General features: G+C 57.1%; 22 protein-coding genes, 1 tRNA gene and 1 pseudogene. 11 read left to right on the top strand and 13 right to left on the bottom strand.

Annotation, left to right across the window (positions count from 1 at the left end; all coding sequences use genetic code 11):
• Nucleotides 1-1,709, bottom strand: a 1,709-nt coding sequence (rpoD, locus tag AC33YF_RS06000) for an RNA polymerase sigma factor RpoD (protein WP_491776291.1), incomplete at its 3' end; no start/stop codon positions are given.
• Between the two features lie 612 nt (nt 1,710-2,321).
• Here rpoD and AC33YF_RS05995 point away from each other — a divergent pair.
• From AC33YF_RS05995 to AC33YF_RS05980, 4 genes and pseudogenes are all read left to right on the top strand, one after another.
• Nucleotides 2,322-2,678 (top strand): ArsR/SmtB family transcription factor, encoded by a 357-nt coding sequence (locus AC33YF_RS05995; protein ID WP_491776290.1) that lies wholly within the window; start codon nt 2,322-2,324, stop codon nt 2,676-2,678.
• Between the two features lie 43 nt (nt 2,679-2,721).
• Nucleotides 2,722-2,961: pseudogene (locus AC33YF_RS05990) on the top strand (SRPBCC family protein); the annotation flags it as partial.
• A 198-nt stretch (nt 2,962-3,159) separates the two neighbouring features.
• The gene (locus tag AC33YF_RS05985; RefSeq protein WP_491776289.1) at nt 3,160-3,804 is read left to right on the top strand and encodes a hypothetical protein; all 645 of its coding nucleotides are present in this window, start codon (nt 3,160-3,162) and stop codon (nt 3,802-3,804) included.
• A gap of 273 nt (nt 3,805-4,077) precedes the next feature.
• On the top strand, nt 4,078-4,251 hold the full coding sequence (locus AC33YF_RS05980; RefSeq protein WP_491776288.1) for a hypothetical protein: 174 nt from the start codon (nt 4,078-4,080) through the stop codon (nt 4,249-4,251).
• Nucleotides 4,252-4,760: 509 nt separating this feature from the next.
• Here the strand turns inward: AC33YF_RS05980 and AC33YF_RS05975 are convergent.
• The 5 genes from AC33YF_RS05975 to AC33YF_RS05955 form a co-directional block, all read right to left on the bottom strand.
• Complete coding sequence (locus AC33YF_RS05975) at nt 4,761-5,096, bottom strand: hypothetical protein (RefSeq protein ID WP_491776287.1); 336 nt, start codon at nt 5,094-5,096, stop codon at nt 4,761-4,763.
• A 93-nt stretch (nt 5,097-5,189) separates the two neighbouring features.
• Nucleotides 5,190-5,444 carry a hypothetical protein gene (locus AC33YF_RS05970; protein WP_491776286.1) on the bottom strand — a complete coding sequence of 85 codons (255 nt, stop codon included), beginning with the start codon at nt 5,442-5,444 and terminating at the stop codon, nt 5,190-5,192.
• Between the two features lie 275 nt (nt 5,445-5,719).
• Complete coding sequence (locus AC33YF_RS05965) at nt 5,720-6,307, bottom strand: DUF2939 domain-containing protein (protein WP_491776285.1); 588 nt, start codon at nt 6,305-6,307, stop codon at nt 5,720-5,722.
• A gap of 418 nt (nt 6,308-6,725) precedes the next feature.
• Complete coding sequence (locus AC33YF_RS05960) at nt 6,726-7,280, bottom strand: hypothetical protein (RefSeq protein ID WP_491776284.1); 555 nt, start codon at nt 7,278-7,280, stop codon at nt 6,726-6,728.
• Nucleotides 7,277-7,414: a hypothetical protein gene (locus AC33YF_RS05955; RefSeq protein ID WP_491776283.1), complete on the bottom strand. Its 138-nt coding sequence runs from the start codon at nt 7,412-7,414 to the stop codon at nt 7,277-7,279. Before AC33YF_RS05955 ends, AC33YF_RS05960 begins: the two co-directional genes overlap by 4 nt.
• Nucleotides 7,415-7,982: 568 nt before the next feature.
• Here AC33YF_RS05955 and AC33YF_RS05950 point away from each other — a divergent pair.
• Entirely contained in the window at nt 7,983-8,231 is a 249-nt protein-coding gene (locus AC33YF_RS05950; RefSeq protein WP_491776282.1) for a hypothetical protein, read from the top strand.
• Nucleotides 8,232-8,290: 59 nt separating this feature from the next.
• Here the strand turns inward: AC33YF_RS05950 and AC33YF_RS05945 are convergent, their stop codons facing one another.
• The 3 genes from AC33YF_RS05945 to AC33YF_RS05935 form a co-directional block, all read right to left on the bottom strand.
• Nucleotides 8,291-8,572 (bottom strand): hypothetical protein, encoded by a 282-nt coding sequence (locus tag AC33YF_RS05945; protein WP_491776281.1) that lies wholly within the window; start codon nt 8,570-8,572, stop codon nt 8,291-8,293.
• 389 nt (nt 8,573-8,961) lie between these two features.
• Nucleotides 8,962-9,038 (bottom strand) — tRNA-His (locus AC33YF_RS05940).
• Nucleotides 9,039-9,401: 363 nt separating this feature from the next.
• On the bottom strand, nt 9,402-9,908 hold the full coding sequence (locus AC33YF_RS05935; RefSeq protein WP_491776280.1) for a phasin family protein: 507 nt from the start codon (nt 9,906-9,908) through the stop codon (nt 9,402-9,404).
• 305 nt (nt 9,909-10,213) lie between these two features.
• Between AC33YF_RS05935 and AC33YF_RS05930 the strand changes: the two genes are divergently transcribed.
• The 6 genes from AC33YF_RS05930 to AC33YF_RS05905 all read left to right on the top strand — a co-directional run bounded on the left by AC33YF_RS05930 (nt 10,214) and on the right by AC33YF_RS05905 (nt 18,541).
• Nucleotides 10,214-11,728 (top strand): ATP-binding protein, encoded by a 1,515-nt coding sequence (locus AC33YF_RS05930; RefSeq protein ID WP_491776279.1) that lies wholly within the window; start codon nt 10,214-10,216, stop codon nt 11,726-11,728.
• Nucleotides 11,729-12,025: 297 nt separating this feature from the next.
• Nucleotides 12,026-13,075 carry a Fe(3+) ABC transporter substrate-binding protein gene (locus AC33YF_RS05925; protein WP_491776278.1) on the top strand — a complete coding sequence of 350 codons (1,050 nt, stop codon included), beginning with the start codon at nt 12,026-12,028 and terminating at the stop codon, nt 13,073-13,075.
• An 11-nt stretch (nt 13,076-13,086) separates the two neighbouring features.
• Nucleotides 13,087-13,605, top strand: a complete 519-nt coding sequence (locus tag AC33YF_RS05920) for a hypothetical protein (RefSeq protein WP_491776277.1) — start codon at nt 13,087-13,089, stop codon at nt 13,603-13,605.
• Between the two features lie 154 nt (nt 13,606-13,759).
• On the top strand, nt 13,760-15,370 hold the full coding sequence (locus AC33YF_RS05915; protein ID WP_491776276.1) for an ABC transporter permease: 1,611 nt from the start codon (nt 13,760-13,762) through the stop codon (nt 15,368-15,370).
• 215 nt (nt 15,371-15,585) lie between these two features.
• Nucleotides 15,586-17,286: an AsmA family protein gene (locus AC33YF_RS05910; protein ID WP_491776275.1), complete on the top strand. Its 1,701-nt coding sequence runs from the start codon at nt 15,586-15,588 to the stop codon at nt 17,284-17,286.
• Nucleotides 17,287-17,335: 49 nt separating this feature from the next.
• Nucleotides 17,336-18,541 carry an extracellular solute-binding protein gene (locus tag AC33YF_RS05905; protein WP_491776274.1) on the top strand — a complete coding sequence of 402 codons (1,206 nt, stop codon included), beginning with the start codon at nt 17,336-17,338 and terminating at the stop codon, nt 18,539-18,541.
• Nucleotides 18,542-18,875: 334 nt separating this feature from the next.
• Here the strand turns inward: AC33YF_RS05905 and AC33YF_RS05900 are convergent, their stop codons facing one another.
• Genes AC33YF_RS05900 through AC33YF_RS05885 form a run of 4 tightly spaced genes read right to left on the bottom strand, consistent with a single transcriptional unit; the run spans nt 18,876 to nt 22,338 of the window.
• Nucleotides 18,876-20,102, bottom strand: a complete 1,227-nt coding sequence (locus AC33YF_RS05900) for a calcium:cation antiporter (protein WP_491776273.1) — start codon at nt 20,100-20,102, stop codon at nt 18,876-18,878.
• A gap of 57 nt (nt 20,103-20,159) precedes the next feature.
• Entirely contained in the window at nt 20,160-20,729 is a 570-nt protein-coding gene (locus tag AC33YF_RS05895) for a DoxX family membrane protein (RefSeq protein WP_491776272.1), read from the bottom strand.
• A 42-nt stretch (nt 20,730-20,771) separates the two neighbouring features.
• Complete coding sequence (locus AC33YF_RS05890) at nt 20,772-21,509, bottom strand: proteasome-type protease (RefSeq protein WP_491776271.1); 738 nt, start codon at nt 21,507-21,509, stop codon at nt 20,772-20,774.
• A gap of 19 nt (nt 21,510-21,528) precedes the next feature.
• The gene (locus tag AC33YF_RS05885) at nt 21,529-22,338 is read right to left on the bottom strand and encodes a transglutaminase family protein (RefSeq protein ID WP_491776270.1); all 810 of its coding nucleotides are present in this window, start codon (nt 22,336-22,338) and stop codon (nt 21,529-21,531) included.
• Between the last annotated feature and the right edge of the window lie 2 nt (nt 22,339-22,340).

The raw sequence follows: 22,340 nt of genomic DNA, 5'->3' as shown, positions 1-22,340 counted from the left end.
TCGCCAATCGGCGTTTCGAGGCTGATGGGCTCCTTGGCGATCTTCAGAACCTTGCGCACCTTCTCCAGCGGCATGGCCAGCTTCTCTGCCAGCTCTTCCGGGGTCGGCTCGCGGCCAATCTCGTGCAACATCTGGCGCGACGTGCGGACGATCTTGTTGATGGTTTCGATCATATGCACGGGGATACGGATGGTCCGCGCCTGGTCGGCGATCGAGCGGGTGATCGCCTGGCGGATCCACCAGGTGGCATAGGTCGAGAACTTGTAGCCGCGCCGATACTCGAACTTATCAACGGCCTTCATCAGACCGATATTGCCTTCCTGGATGAGGTCCAGGAACTGAAGACCGCGGTTCGTGTACTTCTTGGCGATGGAGATCACGAGACGCAGATTGGCTTCGACCATTTCCTTCTTGGCCTGACGCGCCTCGCGCTCGCCCTTCTGGACGATGGAGACGATGCGGCGGAACTCCGCGATCTGTAGCCCCGTCTCCGTTGCGAGCTGGTGGATCTCGCTGCGCAGCTCCTTTACGAGCCCGCGCTCGTCGCGGATGAAATCGGCCCACCCCTTCTTCTTCAGGCGGCTCACGCGGCGCAGCCAGTTGGGATCGAGCTCGTTGCCCTGATACTCGCCGAGGAAGTCTTCGCGCTTCACGCCATAGCCTTCGGCAAGGCGTAGCAACCGGCCCTCATAGCCCATGAGCTTCTTGTTGATGAGATAGAGAGTCTCCACCAGAGTCTCGATGCGGTTCGCATTGAGCTGGAGCGACTTCACCTCGACGACAATCTCATCCTTCAGCTGCTTGTAGCGGCGGCGCTGACTGGTCGAGAGGTCTTCATTCTTCAACGCCTTCTCGACCTGCTGATCTTGGAGCTTGCGCAGCTTCTTGTAGTTGCTGGCGACTAGATCGAAGGTCTCGAGAACCTGCGGCTTCAGCTCGGCCTCCATGGCGGCCAGCGAAAGCGAGTTCTCCATATCGTCGTCATCGTCGTCTTCGCCGGCGCCTTCCGCTTCCTCTCCCTCGGACTCCCCGTCGTCCTTGGCGGCGCCACTCGCGGCCCCGTTCGGCTTGCCCTCGCCTTCCTCCGGTTCCTCTCCCGGCAGAGGCTGCGAAGGTACCTGCTTGGCATCAGGTCCCTGATAGGTCGCTTCGAGATCGATGATGTCGCGCAGCAGAATCTTCCCGTCGTTCAGCTCGTCGCGCCAAATGATGATGGCCTGGAACGTCAGCGGGCTTTCGCATAGGCCGGCGATCATAGCCTCGCGGCCTGCCTCGATGCGCTTGGCGATGGCGATTTCGCCTTCGCGCGACAAGAGCTCCACCGAGCCCATCTCGCGTAGATACATGCGCACGGGATCGTCGGTGCGCTCGGCCGGCTCGCGCGTCGTGGTCTCGGGCTTGGCGACGGCTGATTGCGCGACGATGGCCTTGCCGCCCTCGCCGTCGGCGTTCTCGCCTTCCTCAGCCTCTTCGCTGTCGATCACATTAATGCCCATGTCGGAAAGCATGGACATGGTGTCCTCGATTTGCTCGGAGGACACCTCCTCTGACGGGAGAACTTCATTCAGCTCGTCATAGGTGACGAAACCGCGCTGCTTCGCCGTCTTGATCAGCTTCTTGACGGCGGCATCCGACATATCGAGAACTGGTCCGTCTTGGGACTGTGTCTCGGTCTCTTGTTCTCCGGCTTGAGCGGTCTTAGTGGCCATGCATGTCTCCAAGGCGCGGCACGATCGGGCGCCAATGTCTTGGCGGGAGGCGCTGACGACGCCTCACCTGCCAATGGCTTCAGCCGTGCCTGTTGCGAGGCATCTCTAAGGCTAAAGCCTCTTCCGTTGTCTCTGGTTCCGCCCAACCCTCCAGACGGACCAGAATCGATTAAAGGGCTCATCCTTAATCGTCAATTAAGCATGAGCTAGAGTTGAGCAGTCCTTTCGACCCAAGAATTCTCTAAGCCGGAGAATTCTGGGGTTTTTCGCCAAAAACTCTAGGATTCCAAGCAAACGCGGGCATCGTGAAAAAAGCGCATGTCGGGCGCGTCTGATACTTGACTCATTGGGAGGAGTTGGCGAGCGGGACAGCCACTGTCAAGGGCGCGAGCCGCGCGCGCCACTGGTTTTTTCGTGCTTCCCGAAACTGTGGCCGGGAAGCCACCCTATCGTCATCGCCAAGCCCAATCCGAGCCTGGCGTGGACGGATGAATGGTACGCGCTGCACTGGAGCAAAAAACTGATTTTGGCGCCGACAGTGCAAGCTGACCGTCGCCCGAGTATCGCACCCCGACATTGACGAAAAACCCCTCATTATATAATCATATGGTTATGCAAGAGGCTGACCAGTTGGACGCCGTTTTTTCTGCGCTCTCGGATCCCACGCGCCGGGCGATCCTCTCGCGGCTGACTGCCGGGGATGCGTCCGTGAACGAGCTGCGCGCGCCTTTCACCATGAGCCAGCCCGCGATTTCGAAGCACCTCAAGGTGCTCGAACGGGCCGGCCTCATCGAGCGGCGCGTTGCCCGGCAGCAGCGCCCTGCCCGCCTCAACGCCGCCCCCATGGCCGAGGCCGTGCGCTGGCTTGACGACTTCAAGCAGTTCTGGGCGCCCAACTTCGATCAATTCGACACCTTGCTGGAAGACCTGAAACGGGACAAAACCACGAGGGAAGCCGACAATGAGTGATGCACTGACCTATATTTTGTAGCGCGTCTTCGATGCGCCGCGCGATCTTGTTTGGCGGACGTGGACGGACAAAGACCTGCTGGCCCGCTGGTACGGCCCCATCGTGGAGACGTTGATCCATCGTCTCGATCTTGCGCCGGACGGGCTTTGGCTCGTGGAAATGAAGTGGGGCGACAACGCGAGATACGAGCGCACCGAATACAAAGAAGTCGATCCGCCGGAGCGGTTCGTGTGGCGCAGTCCATGGCCGATGCCGACTTCAATGCCACCTCGAACCCAATGATGCCCGACTGGCCGCGCGTCCTGCACGGCGCGTGCGTGTTCACTCCCAGAAATTAGTAGAGTCACGCTTGTGATGCTGGCGCTGCCTTGATGGATGATGTGCATCAAGGCGAGGTCCGTAGCTCAAGTGCTATCTTTTTATCAGTTTCGCGACTGTCTCTCCGTGGACCGCTTGAGGTTTCCAAACGGAGTACCGTCTATGGCAAACCAGACCGCTCATATCGCGACCGCACCAGATGGTTCTCAGGGTGCAATGACTGATTTCTATCTTTGCCTTGAGGGACAGCACAGCGGCCCTGGCATGAAGCTTGGTCGCACATGGCGCTTGATCGACGAATCAAATGGCGTCACCTGCATCTGTAAGAGCTCAATTCCGGTCGAGAATGAGCTGCATGTGCGCATTTGGATTAACGATGATCAGCCAATCGAGTACATCTTCTCGCGAGATTACAGCACGGGTAGTCTAGCTCTTGAGCTTACGACATGCTTAATCGACGGTGTGACGTACACCTGGGGCACCGGTCTGGAGATCCCCCTCGCTTGGTCCTTGAGAGAGAAAATTGAGGCCACCTCGCTCGAAAAGGAGCCGAGTAGCGGTGGACGTTTGAAATTTTCCGCAATATTCCAGAAGTTCGTAGAAGACAAAGTTGCTATCCTAAATGATGACCCTCGGAAAAAAACGTCCGCAATACAGATTGAAGCAAAAATAGAGAACGTAAGAACGGGCATTAAGGTTTATGAGCTACATACGTATTTCGGACTAGGGATTGGTCTCATTCGAGTGGGTGGCCATATGTGGGCGAAACAGTTCAACTGCCATTTGCATGAGGTTTCAGATAACTGAGCCAGACCGGTCAAGCCATGCGCAGCACACTTCGGCTTATTGCTCTGTTTCTAGCCGCCTTGGGGGTGACTTCGCTCGCAGTGTGGTGGAGCAATAGCGGCGGGTACGGAGAGAGTCCCGTGGCACTTGTTACTGGCGTTTTTCTACTTGGCTTGGCTGTCTTGCTATGGATGCTCAAACGGAACTAACTCGCCAGCATAGACGACGCGCACGTTTAGATAGCCCTGCGCGGGTGAAGCGGTGGTGCTACGCTTGCCTCAAGGAGGAGAGGCTATGGAAGAGCAGTTGAAATGGGTTGGTTTGACTCTGGCGATGGTCTTTTTTGCACTAGCGGCATTCACGATTCTCACTTTCGATTTCGTCGCTACGTTGGTGTTCTTCTTTCCCGATTGGCTAATTGACCGCGACTGGTTCGAGTATCTACCTATCCCAATTGCGCGACCATAAGAGCCACAGACTTAGCCGCATACGGCTTGCCCCGCTCGTTTAGATGGCCCTGCGGGGGTCACGCGGTAGGTGCTAGGCTTCTCCACGGGCATGGAGAGGGCTGATGGAAATTTCCCTCGCGTTCATTTTTGCAGCCGTTTTCTTATCCGGCGTGTTCGTAATGATGTGGGGCATTCATAACCAGTCCGGGATAGCCGTGATTTTGGGTTCACTGCTTACCCTCATAGGGGGGTGGTCTTGCGTACTTCTTTCTGGGCTGTGCGGCTCGCAGCATCGAAGCCACTGCCTTGGCCGCATACGTTTTGCCCCTCCCGTGCATATAATGTCGGTCTGTGATTTGCTGATACGGGTCAAGCGGCCATGCTTCGCATCATCATCTAGCTAAGTCTACCAAGACCTTCATGCGGTGCAGCCGATCTTGTCGGACGTTTAGGCTAGTAGGTTTTTGGCCAACAAGAGAGAGCCTCAGTAGCGTGCGCACCGTGCAATTCTTCAAGGCCAATAGGTTCTCAAACAAAGCCCTTCCAACAAAGAAATGCTCCTAGCGCGATGACGAGTAGTCCGCTGATAAGAAGAATGTTGGACCACCGAGCCACCATTTTGCGGGCGAGATCTTCGACCTGTTGAGGGAAAACGATGCGAAAACTGCCGCGGACGATCATCAGCCAGCCGACGATGGTGATGATCACCGGCCAGTCCCACACCCAGATATTATGGGTGAGTACAATGGCAAGACCTCCGGTGAGAGCTATCGCCCCAAATATATAGAGCAGCGTATGGCTCGACATCACTTCGTCTACGACCGCGCGATACCTATCGCCGTTTAGAAGCAGACCGGTACCCACGATAACGAAAATCGGGCCTATCAACTTGGCGAGAAAGAGCGACGTGTACACCAATGTGACCTATCAAAGCTCCATTTCCTACAGCCTAAGCGACTAAAACCCACGACGCCAATAGCGGCGGGCGCGGCGTCTCAGGTATCGTCGTGGTACTCGGTAAACGTAGTAACCGCGTGGACGGTAATTGCCGTACTGCGGAACGTAGCCTCGGCTGTATCGCGGGTAGACATAACCATAACCGGGGCCGGGTGCGACATACACGCGGACACCGCCAGCCGAGGCGGTTGTTGGAGCAAGCGTCACCAAGTAGAGGGCGACAACGCCTGCAATGAAGACCAATGATTTCTTCATCGCCTGCCTTCCTTGTGAAACAAGCAAACGTTAGCAAGGCACGCGAACTTGAGTTCTGATTCACGTCAATGGTTTTGGGTTCAACAACTCCGGCAGCTTCGCAACGTTCACCGCTATCCGCCGAGCTTCATCCGTAGCCAAGCCATGCGCTATGTCAGCGTCTGCTTTTCTCTCTCTTGCATAGATGTAAGCAACCGCCCGCCCGTTGCCGTCGAGCACCTTGAATCCACCCGCTATCTGCTCGACCTACTTTGGTTCCGAAGCACGACCAAATGTCACTCTTTCGCGGCATTTTCTCGCCGCTCAATCTCCCTGGCCAGCCGAACTCGTAAGGAATCTGGAAGCTCTATGCCTGTCAGCTTCCACTGCCAGTCTCGGAGGCTGAGTCGTAACCCATACTGATCGGCCCGTGCCTTGTCGGGAGGAAGATAGACATAAAAGTTCTTGATATCGTGCCGTGAGTTCCGCCAGACATCCCACGCATTTCGCCATGAAGCACGTGAGAAAGGTGCATCTGGTATAGAACCCTCGCCATTCTTCCGAGCGTCGCCTTTGGCGAGGATATTCATCAATGATTCTGCGTTGAGATATTTGGCTATAATCGGACCGGCAAGCGTAAGAACGAAGCCGGTTGGAACACCCCCGAACGCAGCCTTTTGCTTACCTGTAAGACTCTGGTATTCCTTAACGATCTGCTCTGCGAGCGATTGGCGTAATCGTGGGAAGTCTACGCGCTCTTCGAGAGCCGCTGCATCCCTGGATTGGACCGCCGCAGCAAGCCTGTAAAAGCCTATGAATGGCGAAAACGCGATGGCCACCCAAAGGAGCGCCCCCACCAAAAGAATCACAAGGCCGCTTCTCATGCTAAATGGCGAGTTGTCATGGTTGTTTTCCTCAATCCCCTCGCACGGCCATAGCATCGCAGAGAGGAAACTTGGAAGCTAGTCACTTGGTTTGTTGGCTGGGCAATGGGTCCCCTGTCTGGCAGACCCCCGTGGGTAGTTCGCGGCTCGTTAAGCCTTAAGATAAGTCTACTTAGACCATCATGCGGAGCAGCCACTCTCGTGAGACATTTGGGTTAGTAGATTCTCGTAGGACAGCAACGAGTGGGCCTAGCAACATTCACCGCAATCCGCCGAGCTTCATCCGTAGTCAGAACATGCGCAATTTCAGTGTCCGACGGCTTTTCTCTTGCGTAGATGTAGGCGAGTGCCTGCCCAGCGCCGAGAAGAACGCCTTCATATCGATCACCTTGTGATGAGGCAGCGCGTATCGGCGCCCTCATTCCCCTGCTTCCATCCGACAGACTGCCCGCATCTCTGCCATGAGATCGGGTGTGATGGGCAGGATATATGCTTCCGACGGTTCGGAGGCGACGAGAGGGTCTGTATCAAGGCTCGTAACAACCGGCCCGCGCCTTCGCCCATCTCGATAACGGTGCCCCCCGCTACGAATTTTCTTTCGGTAGAGCGTCTTTTTCTTGCTGCCCTTGATGCCCTCTACCTCACCGTAGTCATCTGGGACATTTAGGTCTGGTTGCTGCGGACCCTTAGGCAAGTCAGATCGGTAGAATTTAAAGTTCGCGGGAATTGAAAGCTTCCGCACCCAGCCATCACTAAACTTGTATTCGAGGGTGAGCGATCCGAGCTCGCTACACCCAACGTCAACAAGCTCACTCTCAGCTTCGTTTTCCGTTAGCTCCCAGGCTTTGAGGTCGATGACCGCCATCCTCAGAGCCCCAGCGATCTTGGCCTTGTACTCCGCCCACACGTCAGTCTCATCGGCAATGACCGTGATTGGCACGCATAAAGCCATCAGTGTCAGGAGGGTTCTCATTTGCCACTCGCCTCTTTGAGCGCCTGCACCAAGGCGGCAAAGAACGCCCGTATGTTGATCACCTTGTGGTCCGGGCCGATGTAGCCTTGGATCAAACCCGTCGCAGTCTCGCATGCCTTGTCGTCGTCTGTCATGGAAAGCTCCCTCTGAGTGCTTTCCCCCGCTCATCGAAACGTTCGCAAAGCGTGCGATCCAAACGCTTGACGCAACTCAAACGTTTCGCTCGGTGTGGGTTTAGCTTGTAACCAGCAACAGAGAAAGTAGAGATGAGTTGAGGTTCAGATTGATGCCCATAGATGTGAAAAAAATGCTTGATGATCTGCGAAATGACATTCGCAACGTTGGACCACAGAACATCGATACGCTGCGAAAGAATATACCTGCCCAATTGGTCAACATGCGGTCCTTCGTTAGATCAACTCGTGAAGTTGCGGGCTCGTTCGCAGAGGCAGATCAGAGGTGTTCATGGCTCATGAGAATGATCGAAGACAGACGCTGGTTTTTCTCTGATGATGATCCAGAAGTAGACGAGTTGCGTGAGGCCGCGTTGTGCGCTGTTGACCAATTGGAGCAAAAAATAGACGACGCTGGCGCAAGTCCGTGAGGCGCAGGCATGGGCGGCGGAACAACGAGACGAAGAACAGTAGCGAAGGTAGCTAAGCCACAGAGGTTGTTCTGAGCAAAGCAGTGGGAGTGTAAGCCATGACAGAATTGCATGGTTGTAAGGAGCTTTTGTCGGATTGCTTTACGGGCGGCTTGCATTTCGCGGGTGATTTAAGATCGCGGGCCGCTGCCGTCGATTACCTTCGATGTCTTGTCGTAAATCTCGATGTCTGGCTCGAAGTAGAAAAGAACATTCGGGACTATCTTCGATCACAAAACGTGCCGGACGATCAGGTCCAATTTGAAATAGAAACAGCCCGTAGGCTGCTTACTCCGTGGTTGCCATGAGCGCAGCAGCATTCACAGCAATGCGCCGTGCTTCATCGAACGTTTGAACATGCGGCGTCTCAGGGTTGGGCGCTCTGTTTGCGAGCGACAAAATAATACAAGGCCAGTGCGAAGTAGGTGGTGAACGTGAGCACGATTAGCCCCTGGCCGATAATGAGGGGAACATCGCTCAGGGTGATGAACTTAATGAGGATGATCAAGATTGCGGCATATCGGACGCTCATGCCGAATAGTGACAGGTCACGGGACGACTTAGTGTGATAGATGCGGCGTATCTGGAAAAGAATATCTACGTTCAAGGCGATGTAGGACAGGAGCGTTAGAACGTCGAGAAGCGCCATCTTCGGTACCGAGACTACTTGTATTTAGTGGCGCTCGTCCTGCGCCCCAACAAACCAGGCAGCTTAGCAACATTTGGAGCAATGCGCCGAGCTTCGTCAGTCGTCAGAACGTGCGCAATGTCAGCGTCTGCTTTTCTCTCTCTTGCGTAGACGTAGGCCAAGGTTTGCCCGCTGGCGTCGAGAACCTTGTAGCCACCCGGTATCTGCTCGACCTGCCAGGGTGCTGGACACGTCGTGATGTCATGGAAAGCCCCTCGGAACTTTCCCCCCGCGCAGGCGGAGTGTAGCAGCGTCAGCCTGAAATTTGCAGCATGTTGCCCGAGGCGTTGCCCAAGCGGCGAACGCGGCTCCGGATTGGCCGCTAAGATATTGCTTTAATTACATTAAAATGGTACCGCTGACTGGATTCGAACCAGTGACCTCTTGATCCACAATCAAGCGCTCTAACCAACTGAGCTACAGCGGCACATTGGCCTCTAGGGTCATGCCCTAGGCGGCTGTTTCGGGCGGACCCTAAGGGCAGCCCTCGGAGGTTGCAAGCAGGGCGATTAGATCACCCCCCCGCCACGTTCCGGAAGACGCAGCTTTGGCGACAAGCCGGGAGAATCATGAATGCCAAAAAAACGATAGGCCCGGGGAGCTGCCCGGGCCTACGAAGTCATTACGCAATACGCTACTAGCACACACTTACGCGTGACCGAACGGTTGTCGATCACACGATGCTTTACGCAGTTACGCCACGCTTACTCGGTTACGCTACGCTTACGCGGGTACGCGGTTACTCTGTTACGCCACGCCTACTTGCCCACGCAAAGCGGGCGCACTTGCTTTACGCTTTCTTGCTCACCGCCTCGAAAGATTTGGTCATCTGATCCTTGAGCGGCTCAGACGTATCGCTGGCAATCTTCTTTGTGAGTTCCTGAATTTCCGTTGCCTGGCCCGCGAATACCTCGAACTGACTGCGGATGTAGGCCGACTGAAGCCCCACGACCTCGGCAAGAGTCTTGGCGCCGGCCAGACTTTTGGCAAAGTCGAAGCTCGAATTCAGATTGCGCTGCGCGATATCGATGAGCTTGCGGTTAAACGCCGTGGCGCCGTGACCGGCCGCATCGAAAGAGCGCTCAAGCGCGTCAATCGACTCATCCAGCGCTTCTTTCCCGCGCTCGTAGGCCTCGCGGGTCTGATTGATAGTGGTCTCCGCCATCGAGCGGACACTCTCGGGCACTTCCGCGTCGAATTTGAGGGCATCGAATTCCTTGGCAGCCGTTTCAAACGACTCCGTCACTTTCTCCATGACTTCCGTGGGCGTCTTGGGCAGTTCTGAAGTCTCGGCCATCTTGGCATCTCTCCGCTGATTTACTCAATTCGCTAGTACGGGACTTAGCCCGGAATCAACTCTCATCCGCCCTTTTGTTGCAGCGCACTATATTTTGTGCGCCGCGATAACTCAAGTGATAGAAGTGTCAAAAAGGATGTCCAAGCATCGCCTGTGGACAAAATTCTTGCGTTCAACCTATGTATCGGATCCAATTGACATAAATTTTGCGGTCGAGTCGCTTTGAGGCCGCTCATCGGGCATTTTTTTGGCTGCGCAGCAATGCGCTCAAACCGTGCTTGGTAGGATATTCACCGGGGCGGAGCATGACCGACCTTAAGCTGCAGGATCAGGTGGAACAGGACGACCGGGAAGCGCTCGAGCACATCGCGCGCGCCCTTGAGGGTCGCGCTTTGTCCAATTCAGCCGCTGTCGGGGCGCCCGCGAACGTCAATAGCGAGACGGGCCGCCCTGAAAATCGCGTTGCGGCGCCTGAGTCTATCAGCAAGACAGACGATCCTGCGACCGTGCTCCAGCTGGACCCGACGGGCGTTGTGTCTTTGATCGAGGCCATGCCGGTCGCCATCGGCATCCTTGAGGGAGATGCTCTGCGTACTGTCAATAGCGCCTTCGCCTACGCATTTGGCTACCGCTCCCCTACCGAGCTGATCGAATCGGGCGGTCTAGACGCAATTCTGCCGGACGGCATCGCAGAACTAAGGGGGCTTTCTCCGCGAGAGCCTGAGAGCGGGATATCGGCCTTGTCTCGTTCGCGGCGCCGCCTAAGCGTAAACTTTGTGGTCGCGCCACTTGACGAAGCCTCGGGCCTTAAGCTTTTGCGTCTGATCGATCCCTCGGACCTCGACGCAGAGACACCGTCCTCCGAAGCAGCCACGGAGGAGCCATCGACAGACGACCGTCGCGACGCCTCTCAGACAACGGATCTCGAAACCGTAGCCAGTCCTATTCCCGGGACGGTAGAACTCGGGCACGCTCCCGTATCCTCAGAGCCCACCCAAAGCGTTGAGACGGACCCGCGCCCGTCGCCAGCTTCTGTCGTCGATAACCATGACGCGGCGAGCGCAGCTGACGATGGCAACGCCGAGTTGACAGAGCTGCGCGCGCGGAGCCGGCAGCTCGCAGCAGGGCAGCTCGACTTTCTCGCCAAGGTCAGTCACGAAGTGCGGACTCCCTTGAATTCGATTATCGGCTTCGCCGAGTTGATGCTTCACGAACGCTTCGGCCCCATTGGAAACACCCGCTACAAGGGCTATGCCGAGGACATTCACCAAAGCGGGCTCTACGCGCTGAGCCTTCTCAATGACCTACTCGATATCTCGAAGATCGAAGCAGGGAAGTTCGAGCTGGACTTTACCTCGGTTGACGTCGCTGAGGTTGTCGAGTCCTGCGTCGACAGTCTGCAACCTCTCGCAAAGCGCACGCGGATTGTGCTGCGAACGTCCTTTGCGGACGACCTTCCTCTCGTGTTGGCGGATCCGCGGCGGCTGCGGCAGATCCTGCTCAATCTACTTACCAACGCCATCAAATTCACCCGCGAGGGAGGGCAAGTGATCGTCTCGGGTACGATGGTCGGACGAGAACTCCGTTTGCGTGTTCACGACAGCGGCGTTGGCATGAGCGAAGATGACATCACCTACGCCATGCAGCCGTTCCATCAGCTCGATACGTCGCCACGACATCAATCAGGCACCGGTCTCGGACTTCCGCTGACAAAGGCGCTGACCGACGCGATTCGGGCCAGGCTAGAAATCAAGAGCGAACCGGGCGTCGGGACGTCGGCGGATATCATTTTCCCAAAAGAGCGCATTTTTCGCCGGTAGCGGCGAACCGACGTGCCACCACCCCAGCGACGAATGCCACACATCAAGAAATAATACTCAGAGACTATGCGCCCAGCCTCAATTTATTAGTTCTTCTACTTGCAATACTTTGTATTTGAATTCTTCTAAATTAAAAGATTGGATTAGAAGCCTTCTAAGTTTGATTTCTTCTATATAATATTGTTGACACCTTCAGTTGCAGCGGGTTTAAGCCAAGATACGCAGCTTCGGAATACCCTGAAGCAAGGCTTAGGTGTCCGATACCGGGGCCTTGAACCCTGGCCATTGGAGGATTGAATGCGCTGGACATTTGCGAGCGCGGCAACGCTCGCGGCACTTTTCGCTGGTTCTTCGTTAATTGCGCCTGCCCACTCCGAGGCGTCCGGCGAAGTGAACATTTATTCCTACCGACAACCCACACTGATCGAACCGCTACTGAAAGAATTCCGCGAAGAGACGGGCATCAAGACCAATGTCATCTTCGCATCCAAGGGCCTGATCGAGCGAATTCGCGCTGAAGGGCGCAACAGCCCGGCCGACGTTTTGCTGACAGTCGACATCGGCAATCTCAGCCAAGCCGTCGCTTCCGGCATCTCCCAGCCCGTCGAGTCTGATGTCATCGACGACTCGATCCCAGCGTCTTATCGCGGCGCGAACGACGAATGGATTGGTCTGACGGGCCGCGCCCGCGTGGTCTACGCCTCAAAGGAGCGCGTTGCGCAGGATGACATCACCTATGAGGAGCTCGCAGACCCAAAATGGCGTGGCAAGATCTGCAGTCGCTCTGGGCAGCATCCCTACAACGTGGCGCTGGTAGCCTCGATGCTAGCGCATGTTGGGCCAGACAAGACGGAAGCTTGGTTGCGCGGCGTTAAAGCCAATCTCGCGCGGAAACCAGCTGGCAACGATCGTCTTCAAGTGAAGGGCGTCTACGCAGGTGAGTGCGATCTCGCGATCGGCAACACGTATTACATGGGGAAGATGCTTACCGACGAGAAGCACCCCGAACAAAAAGAATGGGCCAACTCGGTCAAGATGCTGTTCCCGAGCAGTAATGACCGCGGCACCCACATGAATGTTTCCGGCGCTGTCTTGGCAAAAAATGCGCCGAATAAGGACAATGGGCTCAAACTCATTGAGTTCCTGGCCTCGGACAAAGGGCAAAGCATGTATGCCGAGGTTAACCACGAATATCCAACCAAGTATGGCATTGCGTGGTCCGACCTCGTCGAGTCGTGGGGAAAGTTTAAGGCGGACCCAATACCGCTGAACAAGATTGCCAGCTTGCGCAAGGCGGCAAGTGAGATGATTGACAAGGTCGGCTTCGATGACGGGCCGAGCTCATAAAGGGGGCGGCAATGAGTTTTCAACCAAGGTTTGTCGAGAAAAGAGACGTGCGTGGCGAGCTGCATGCGTGTGCCGGTCCTGAGTGGCTCGTGGGCATGGGTTTCCGCTGCTGGTTGGCAGGGTACGATACCGGGGACATCACCTGCTGGGAAAACGGATGGAGCACGTTCAATCGTGTTCTTGGACCGGCGTGCGCCAAACGGGCCGTCACTGAGCTTGCGTGTTGGGTCCGTGCGACGCGAGCCGCCGCCTCGCGCAAGATCGAGTACAACACACTCAAGTCGCGGCGCTTCTGCGCCGATGAGTGCATGGCAATGTCTCTGATTGCGGCGTCACAACATCATCGCTGCCCGGCCATGCAAGCTTGTGCGTTTGCGCTGACGGGATCTGATACCGTCGATCCGGTCATCGATGCTGCCAGCGCTTTCGCCGACGCGCTTAACGAAGCGGATTACCGGCTAAACCAAGAGATTGTGGCGGAGCTGGTTGCATCCCAAGCCCGTTCTTACGGTGGCTCGATCTCTGTCTAGCACTGCACCGACGACAAGACCGGCGCCAACTCCAGCGACGGTGTCACCGTGGCGTCGTATAGCAAGGCCATTCGAGAACGGAAGTTTTTCCTGGTCCTTGGGCACCGTGGTCCTATCGCTCATTGCGGCAGCACCCTTGCTCGCAATAGCCATCATGGCATTGCACTCCAGCGGTGACATTTGGCCCCATCTCATCGAAAACGTCCTGCCTAGCGCGGTTCAGCGCACACTAATCCTAATGGCGGGTGTTGCGGCAATCGCGCTCGTAACTGGAACAGGCACCGCTTGGCTCGTCACAATGTATCGGTTTCCAGGGCGCAGCCTGTTTCAATGGCTCCTGCTGCTGCCCTTAGCGATGCCCACATACATCATCGCCTTTTGCTATATCGAGTTGTTCGACTATTCGGGCGAGGTACAGACGGCACTGCGCCAGATTTTCGGTTGGCAAAGCGCTAGAGACTATTGGTTCCCCGACATTCGGACGCTTCCGGGCGCGATCTTTGTCATTGGGGCGGTGCTTTATCCGTATGTGTACATCACCGCACGCGCCAGCTTCATTGCGCAGTCGATCTGTGTCATCGAGGCGAGCCGCTCACTCGGCAGAAGCGCGTCCGAAACGTTCTGGCAAATTGCGTTGCCACTTGCGCGCCCTGCCCTTGCCGCGGGCACGGCACTGGCACTGATGGAAACGCTCAACGACATCGGCGCCGTCGAGTTCTTTGGCGTGCAGACGCTCACCGTCGCCGTCTACGACACGTGGCTCGACCGTGGCAGCCTGGCGGGGGCGGCACAGATTTCTTGCGTGATGCTGCTGTTCGTCCTGGCGGTCCTGGGATTGGAACGCGCTCTCCGTTCGGGCAGACGTTTCCACCATACCACCGGCAAATACCGGGATCTGTCGGAGGAAGTTCTGTCAGGGTGGAAAGGCGCCTTCGCGGCGCTCGCCTGCGCCCTCCCTATCTTGGTTGGATTCGTTTTGCCGACGTATGTGCTGGCCGGCGACGCCGTCGCGCATCTTGCGGCCAGTTTGACGGAAGAGTTCTGGCGTGCCGCCATGCATAGTCTCGGCTTGTCGCTGGCTGCCGCCCTGCTGAGCGTAATCTTTGCCGTGATCCTCGCTTATGGACGGCGTCAAACGCAATCGCGATTTGTTCAGATTGTGAGCTTCGTGCCTGCCGTCAGCTATGCAGTGCCAGGAACAGTTTTGGCCATTGGCCTGCTCATCCCGCTCGCAGGCCTCGACAACACAATTGACGATGCGGCGCGGTCTCTCTTCGGCGTCTCGACTGGGCTGATCTTTTCCGGGTCGGCGTTCGCCATCGTTGTCGCTTACACCATCCGTTTTCTGGCGGCTTCGCTCGGCTCGGTCGAGGCAGGCCTCAGTAAAATTAGCCGCAACATCGATGCAGCCGGACGGACGCTTGGCGCCTCAGTGAGCCACATGCTCTGGCGAGTCCACTTGCCACTTCTCCGTCCCGCGCTGGGTGCGGCAGCATTGATCGTGTTTGTAGACTCCATGAAGGAACTGCCAGCCACATTGCTGCTACGTCCCTTCAACTTCGATACGCTTGCCACGCACGTCTATACACTGGCGTCGCTCTATCGCTACGAGGAGGCCGGACTGTCGGCCCTCACCATCGTCGTAATCAGTTTGGTGCCAGTGCTGTTTCTTCATGGGATCCTTGCCAGGAGCCGGCCAGGCGGCGCTAGCTCCTATACTCAAAGGTCCGACCCCCAAAAGGAATTGGCGTTGCCAATTTCCTGATAAACCAAGAGAATGAGGCTCTTGGGTTCGCCGGGTCTCGACTAAAGTCGTCTTATTTTGGTGCGCTGTCTGAAGCTTGTCTCCGAGCCGCTGGCACACCTGCGCACAGCCCACGCAACCGGTTATTTGGAAGGGTCGGAATGAGGCCGCGCCAGTCTATTTGGAAATGGCTTCTTACTGCTCTTGTTGCAGCAGTCGCAGCGGGCCTTCTTTTCATGCTGTTGCGGCCGGCGGGTCCACCCTCTGACCTCGGGGGCCGGGTTGAAGCCTCCCTTTCGAACTGGACCGGCGGGACGGTGACATTGTTGGAGCCGCTCCGGGTTCGCTATCTTCCTCCATCGATAGAAGGCGGACTGTCGTTGTCGAAAGCGTCGAAACTGCCCAGCGTCCAATCGATCACCGCGCCAAAATTTCGTCTCACCTTGTCGCTCCCTGATCTCCTATTTGGAGATTTATCATTCAGTGCTCTGCGGCTGGACAAGCCGACGCTGAGGCTGAAGGGAGGAACCGAGACAAGAACTGCCAAGACCGTGCTCGGCCAGCTCACCAGCTTTCTAGCGAGTGCGCCCCTCGATAGCGTGAGGCTGCATCGTGGCGCCGTCGACTCTTCAGCCGGCTCTCCAGCTCTCAGAGACCTGGATCTTCGGCTGACGACACGCGGACAAGCGGGTTCAATGGAGGCAGTGGGCTCGTTCACTTTCAACGGCGAAGACGTCACCTTCTCTCTGGACCGCGGCAGGACGGCGAATGATGGGGATAAACAACGCGTACCGCTCACGCTCAAGGTCACGTCGGCGCCCCTTACAGCACGTTTTACAGGTACGATGCAGCTTGCAGAGGTGCTTAGCGGCGAGGGCAATCTTGAGGCAACACTGCCTGACGTCAGGTACTTCCTCAATTGGGTCGGCGTTGCGGTACCAAAAGGCGAGAGCTTGAGAGAAGCGCGAGCGACGGGTCAGGTGCATTGGAGTGGGCCGACCCTAACCTTCGATGATGGCGAGTTTGAAGTAGACGGGAACGCGGCCGTAGGTTTGTTGGCCATCACCGCAGGCGAACGACCGCGCGTTGACGGCACCCTCGCGTTCGAAGCGCTGTCGCTGCAGCCCTATCTGTCCGACGGTTTAGCCTCCGACGAGGACTCGCCGCTGCTGGATTGGGTGGTTCTGAAACATCTCGATGCAGACCTACGGATCTCGGCGGCTGAGTTTCAGACCGGCGATCTGCAACTCGGCGGAGGCGGTTTAACGCTCCATGCCAAGGACGGCGCAATCTCGAGTGAAATAGGATCATTGGAGATTTGTAGCGGATTGGCGGAAGGCCGGTTCGATCTTGATGTCTCTACACCCCGCGTCGAGGGCGCACTGGTCGGTAGCCTCACCGGCATCGACATAGATGTTTGCCGAGAGTTTCTTGGCACGGAGGTTCCGGTCAAGGGCACTGGCTCCATGAAGGTCGACCTTTCGACCGGCGGCACCTCGCATGATGAGCTTATTCGGGGGCTCACAGGCACTGTCGTTGTGGGCGCGGAAAATGGCTCCCTTCCCATCGATTTGATCACTCTCATGTCCGAACCGGACGCTGCGGCGCGCGGCTGGAGCCAAGAAGCAAACACGGCCTACTCTAAACTCAATGCGGACTGCAGCCTCTCTGCGGGACATCTGTGGTGCAAGACCTTTCGCCTAACGGCTGAGGACACAGTAGTTTCGGGCGCGGGCGGCTTGGACGTTGCGCAGCAGACCCTTGATTGGGACCTGCGAATGACGGACCCTGAGAGTTCTCAAGAGGCCGATGCGCACGCAGCAAACGGCAAGTCCGGTATGACAATCAGCGGCCCTCTGACGACGCCAGACATGGCGTACGCTGGTGCTTCCGAGGGAGAGGCAGCAGGTTCGGAACAGGACACAATGAAGCAGTAATGGTTTCTGTGAGAAGCTCTTAGGACAAATTCGACGGCAGCCGACGTCAATGCCTGTATTGCGCCACTTTACCCCCCGCGAACTTTCGAGCGGCTTGCCACGCCTTCAAAGCGCAGCGGTGCTCGCACTTGTCCTCATGTCATTCGTCCCGCAACAAGCATGGGCGCAGCAAAGTCTTAGTATCGCGACCTTTGGTGGCGCTTATGGACGCGCGCAGGAAATTGCGGTCCTCGAACCCTATGCAAGGAAGACCGGAACCGTCATCTCGACAGAGAGTTACGGTGGCAAAGCTTCATCACTTAGAGCATTGATTGCCAACGACGCGACACCGGTGGACGTCGTTGATGTTTCAGCTGGCGCGCTTGCCAAGTTCTGCAACGAAGGGCTGCTTGTGCCGATAGAGTCCGACGCGCTTGAATCGGATGGCGAAACCTCTGATGACTTCTTGCCCGGCGCCCTATCAAAGTGCGGCGTCGCGTCGATGGCTTGGTCCATGGCAGTTGTCACCAACGGCAGAGCATTCCGCGACGGCGCACCCACAACTATCGATGCGCTCTTGGACGTCGACCGCTTCCCCGGCAAGCGCGCCCTGCCCAACGATGCGGCGCGCACTCTCGAGCTAGTCCTGCTCGCAGACGGCGTGGCCCCTGACGCCATCTACCAAGCGCTTGCGACACCGGAAGGCGCCGACAGGGCCTTCGCAGCGCTCGATAAAATTCGGCAAAGCGTTCTCCTATGGGAAAAGCCGGCCGAGCCGATGGCATGGGTTGCGAGTGGCCGGGCCTCGATGGCTGCTGGTTATAGCGGCAGAATCTTCCGTGCCGCGGTCCTTGATCGCAACCTGGAAATCCTGTGGGACGGGCAAATTTATGACCTCGACGCGTGGGCTGTTCCGATGGCATCGAAAAACAAACCCGAGGCAATGCGCTTTATCCGTTTTGCGACTGCGCCAGCCCAACTGGCCGCGCAAGCGAGGCTGACGGCGTATGGTCCGATGCGCAAATCTGCATTGAGCCAAGTCGGCAAACACCCTGCAATTGGTGTTGATATGCAGCGGTTCTTGCCGACAGCACCTGCAAACAATCAGAATGCGCTCCGGTTCGACCAGGCTTGGTGGGATGAGAACGGGGCGAATTTAAGTAGCCGATTCGAGGCCTGGGCTAAGAGTTTAAACGCGCCAGCAGCAACGGGAGCTGAAGAGCAGCAGAGCTCTGACACGGAAGACGGCCAGCTGCCGAACGCGACTGACCCTTAAGAGTATCTGCCATCGAAACACAACTGCGAATCCACAGCAGAAAAGAAAGTGCGGCTATAAGACCTGGGTCCAATTGCGTTGCCGGCAAGCTTCGTGTCATCTTTGTTGCCGGAGCGAGTCTTTGGGCCGAGATTTTCGGATCCTTGGCCCATTCTGGACACCCTCTACACAGAACGCACCATCTAAGGTCCGTCCACTCGGATGGGCCGCGTTTTAAAGCACTGCCGGGGCGGGGCCGGCAGTGCACTTTTTCATATATGCTGCAGCTAATGCGTTGTTTGTTCTCGCCAAGTTGAAAGAACATACGTTTCGGGTGGCCAGGTCTGCGCGGCAGCTAGGGCTTGAAAATCAGGATCAGGTACGTCCCGAACAAGACGAGATGGACTAGTCCAAGCAGTATGTTGGTGGGCGCACCCGAGAACGTGATGTGACAGACGAACAGCGTGACCGACAGCAGAACGATGTCAACGGGATTGAGCCCCAACTTAAGGGGGGTACCCGTAAAGAGACTGATCGCAAGCATGACAGGTACGGTCAGCCCAATAGTCGAGAGCGCGCTTCCGAGGCTTAGGTTGACCGCGCGCTGAAGCTGATCGCGCATGGCGGCTTGCAGTGCAGCCGTCCACTCGGGCGAAAGGATCAGCATCGCGATCACGACCCCACCAAGAGCATTCGGTAGACCGACTTGCGCGATGCCGTGGTCCAGAATTGTTGCCAAGGGTTTGGACAGCAAAACCACCGGCAGCAGGGTTGCAAGCAGCAAGACCGCATGAACTGGGCCGGAGTAGACAGGGCCATGATGGCCTGAGTCCGGCATCCCGGTGTCGGGTTCAGGAAGTTCGTCGGCCGCGGTTTGCTGCTTTGCCTTGTCGCGCCGAACAGAGCTGGGCTGCACAAAGAACGTGCGGTGCCGCGTGGTTTGGATCGTCAGAAAGGCGCCGTACAAAAGGGCCGTCAACCCACCGAAGAAGATCGCTTGGTGCGTTTGAAGGGTCGGGCCTGACGTCGATTCAGTGAACGTTGGAACCACCAAGGCGAGAAATGCCAAGGGGGTGATAACGGCGAGATAGGCCAACGCGCCTTGCAGATTGTACTGCTGTTGGACGTAGCGCAGGCCGCCCACGGCAAGCACCGTCCCCACCATGCCGTTGAGCACGATCATGAGAATGGCGAACATGGTCTCGCGCGGCAGTGTGGGGTTGGGCGTCTTCCCAAGCATGATGGTCGCGAGGATTGCGACCTCGATGCTGATGACAGCGATGGTCAAAATGAGTGTGCCATAGGGCTCACCCAGAATGTCCGCCAGCGCATCTGCGTGGCGCACGACGCCAAATGCACACCAGATCATGACGCCGAACAGCCAGACAAACATGAACGCGAGCCAAGTCAGGCTGCTCAGGTCTGTTAGCCAATACTTGCCCACGGTGAAAAAGAGTATCGTGGTCACGACGCCTGCAACCAGACCGAGCTCGGCGCGCAGGATGTCTAGCAATCCGCGGGGTTCTCGGCTCCCAAGCGGAGCGGCACTACGCTGAACAGCCGGTTGCTTCGTTTCGGCCATCGTCTCTCTTCCAATGTTCAACAAACGGAGATTCGAATCCGCGTGTTGGATCTGACGCTAGAGCCGCGTCAAAAGTCCTTGCAGCGCCCCATCGGGACCGAAGCCGATCAACATCGGGGCGCGACATCCCGTAAGGACAAGATAAGCGGTCGCTCCTGTCAAAGCGTAGTTCTTCAACCCGGCAACGAAATGGCCAAGTACGCCAGCCTGCGTCAACTCGTCGAGCGCCCGACGGGCCGGCCCCGCCCCATCGCCCGCTAGAGCTGGCTCGATCGTCTTTGCGTAACCTGTGAGCTGCGCGCACTTGGCAAAGTGGATCGCCGCGCCGCCCACCAAGAAGATCGTCAACGCTAGAGCACCAGTTCTTGGGAAGACACCAAAGATAATCGACAAGCCGCCCAGGCTCATCATCGCGATGCCCAGATAAGCAAAGAGCCGCGGGTTGGTCTTGAAGACAAGCGACGTCTCCGCTGTCGTAAAGTCGCGCGCCTCTCGCGTTTTGCCCGATGCCCACGTACCCATCAGGAACAGAGCCCCAACAGTCAGACGAAGTGAGAGCGCACCTACGTCCTCAAGGACCATAAGGCCTCCTCCGTGGTCGTTGCCGACACGCCAAAGGTAGCGCATTCGAAAACCGCACAGTTTCCGAAGGGAACGAACGCGCCGCTCTCAGAGAGTCCAGCCGGGATCGTGGCCGACATTGTCGAAAGCGCTGTGAATAGCGTCTCCCCAACCCTCTCGGAGTTCCTGCCAATAAGGATCATCCTCTTCTAGTCGAGTTGTGAAGACCCGCTGAAGCGTATCGCGACGGTAGATCATGAGGTCGATCGGCGGGCCAACCGAAACATTCGAGCGCATGGTAGAGTCAAACGATATAAGCGCGCACTTTGCTGCGTCTTTCAGGCTCATCTCCCGGTGCAATATCCGGTCGAGAATTGGCTTGCCGTACTTCACTTCGCCGATCTGAAAATAGATCGTGTCGCCCATGGCTTCGATGAAGTTGCCGGCATCATAAATCTGAAAGAGCCTAAGCTTACCGCCCCGGACTTGTCCGGCGAGCACGAACGAGGCGGAAAAATCGATGTCCTGCTGTTGCAGGTAACCTGCGTCGACCTTGTGCATTGCGCGCAGAGCTCGACCAACGATCCGTGCAGCGCCGAACATCGAACCCGTTGCATAAAGGTCCTTGTCCGGTTCGTCCGACTCCAACCACTCTCCGATCAGGCTGACTACCCCTTGCGTGAGCGATAAATTGCCTGCTGTGAGGATCGTAAAGACCCTGTCGCCTGGGCGTTCGAAGGTGAACATCTTTCGGAAGGTCGACACCCGATCGATTCCCGCATTGGTGCGAGAATCGGAAGCGAGCACGACCCCTTCATCAAGCATAATGCCGACGCAATACGTCACTCGCCCTACGCCCCCGACCCTATTGCTGATTTGGAAAACTGACGTGGACACTCATCTCTTCGTCACCACCCCCTGCCCGTACGCCCCGTACAGGACCCGCCTCGGAGTAATCGAGGCCGATCGCGGTCCGCACGTACGACTCGTCCGGGCAAGCCCGATTGGTTGGATCGAACCCCACCCAGCCGAGAGAGTCAACGAAGGCTTCGGCCCAGGCGTGGCTTGCCGTGTGAGCTTCATGACCGACACCCTGCGTCATGTAACCGCTAACGTAGCGGGCTGGGATGTCAAGCGCGCGGGCAGCGGCACAAAAAATGTGCGCGTGATCCTGACAAACGCCGCTGCCCTGCTCCAATGCCTCTGCGCCGGTGGTGTGAACGTGTGTTTCGCCGGGCTTGTAAGCGACCGCCTCGGCGATACCCAGCATAATGTCGTGCAGGATCTCTATCCGATCCCGGTCACCCTGTCCGCGGCTCTTGTTCGCGAGATCACGAATTGAATCGACCGCAAGGGTCGCCGGTGTTTCGCGAAGGTAGAGCATAACCGGCAGTTCAGGCGACGCCACGCCGACAACCCCACTCGTGTCGCGCGTTCGCACAAGTCCACTCACCCGAATATCTAGACGATCAACAGGTTTCGTGACCGTGAGCGTATGACAAGTATTGCCGTATTGATCCTGCCACGGCGTTGTCGCGGCCCCTGGGCAGATCACTGCCCAGTTTTCGACGGCCTGTGTGCTGCCAGACAGCGGCGTCATCCGCAAATACTGCGTAGTCGCAAGAAGCGGCTCCGAGTACTTGTACGACGTGGAATGCTCAACGCGGATCAGCATTG

Source organism: Methyloceanibacter sp. (genome assembly GCF_058506495.1).
Note: the sequence above shows the minus strand (reverse complement) of the source record. Positions and strands in the feature narration are given on the sequence as shown.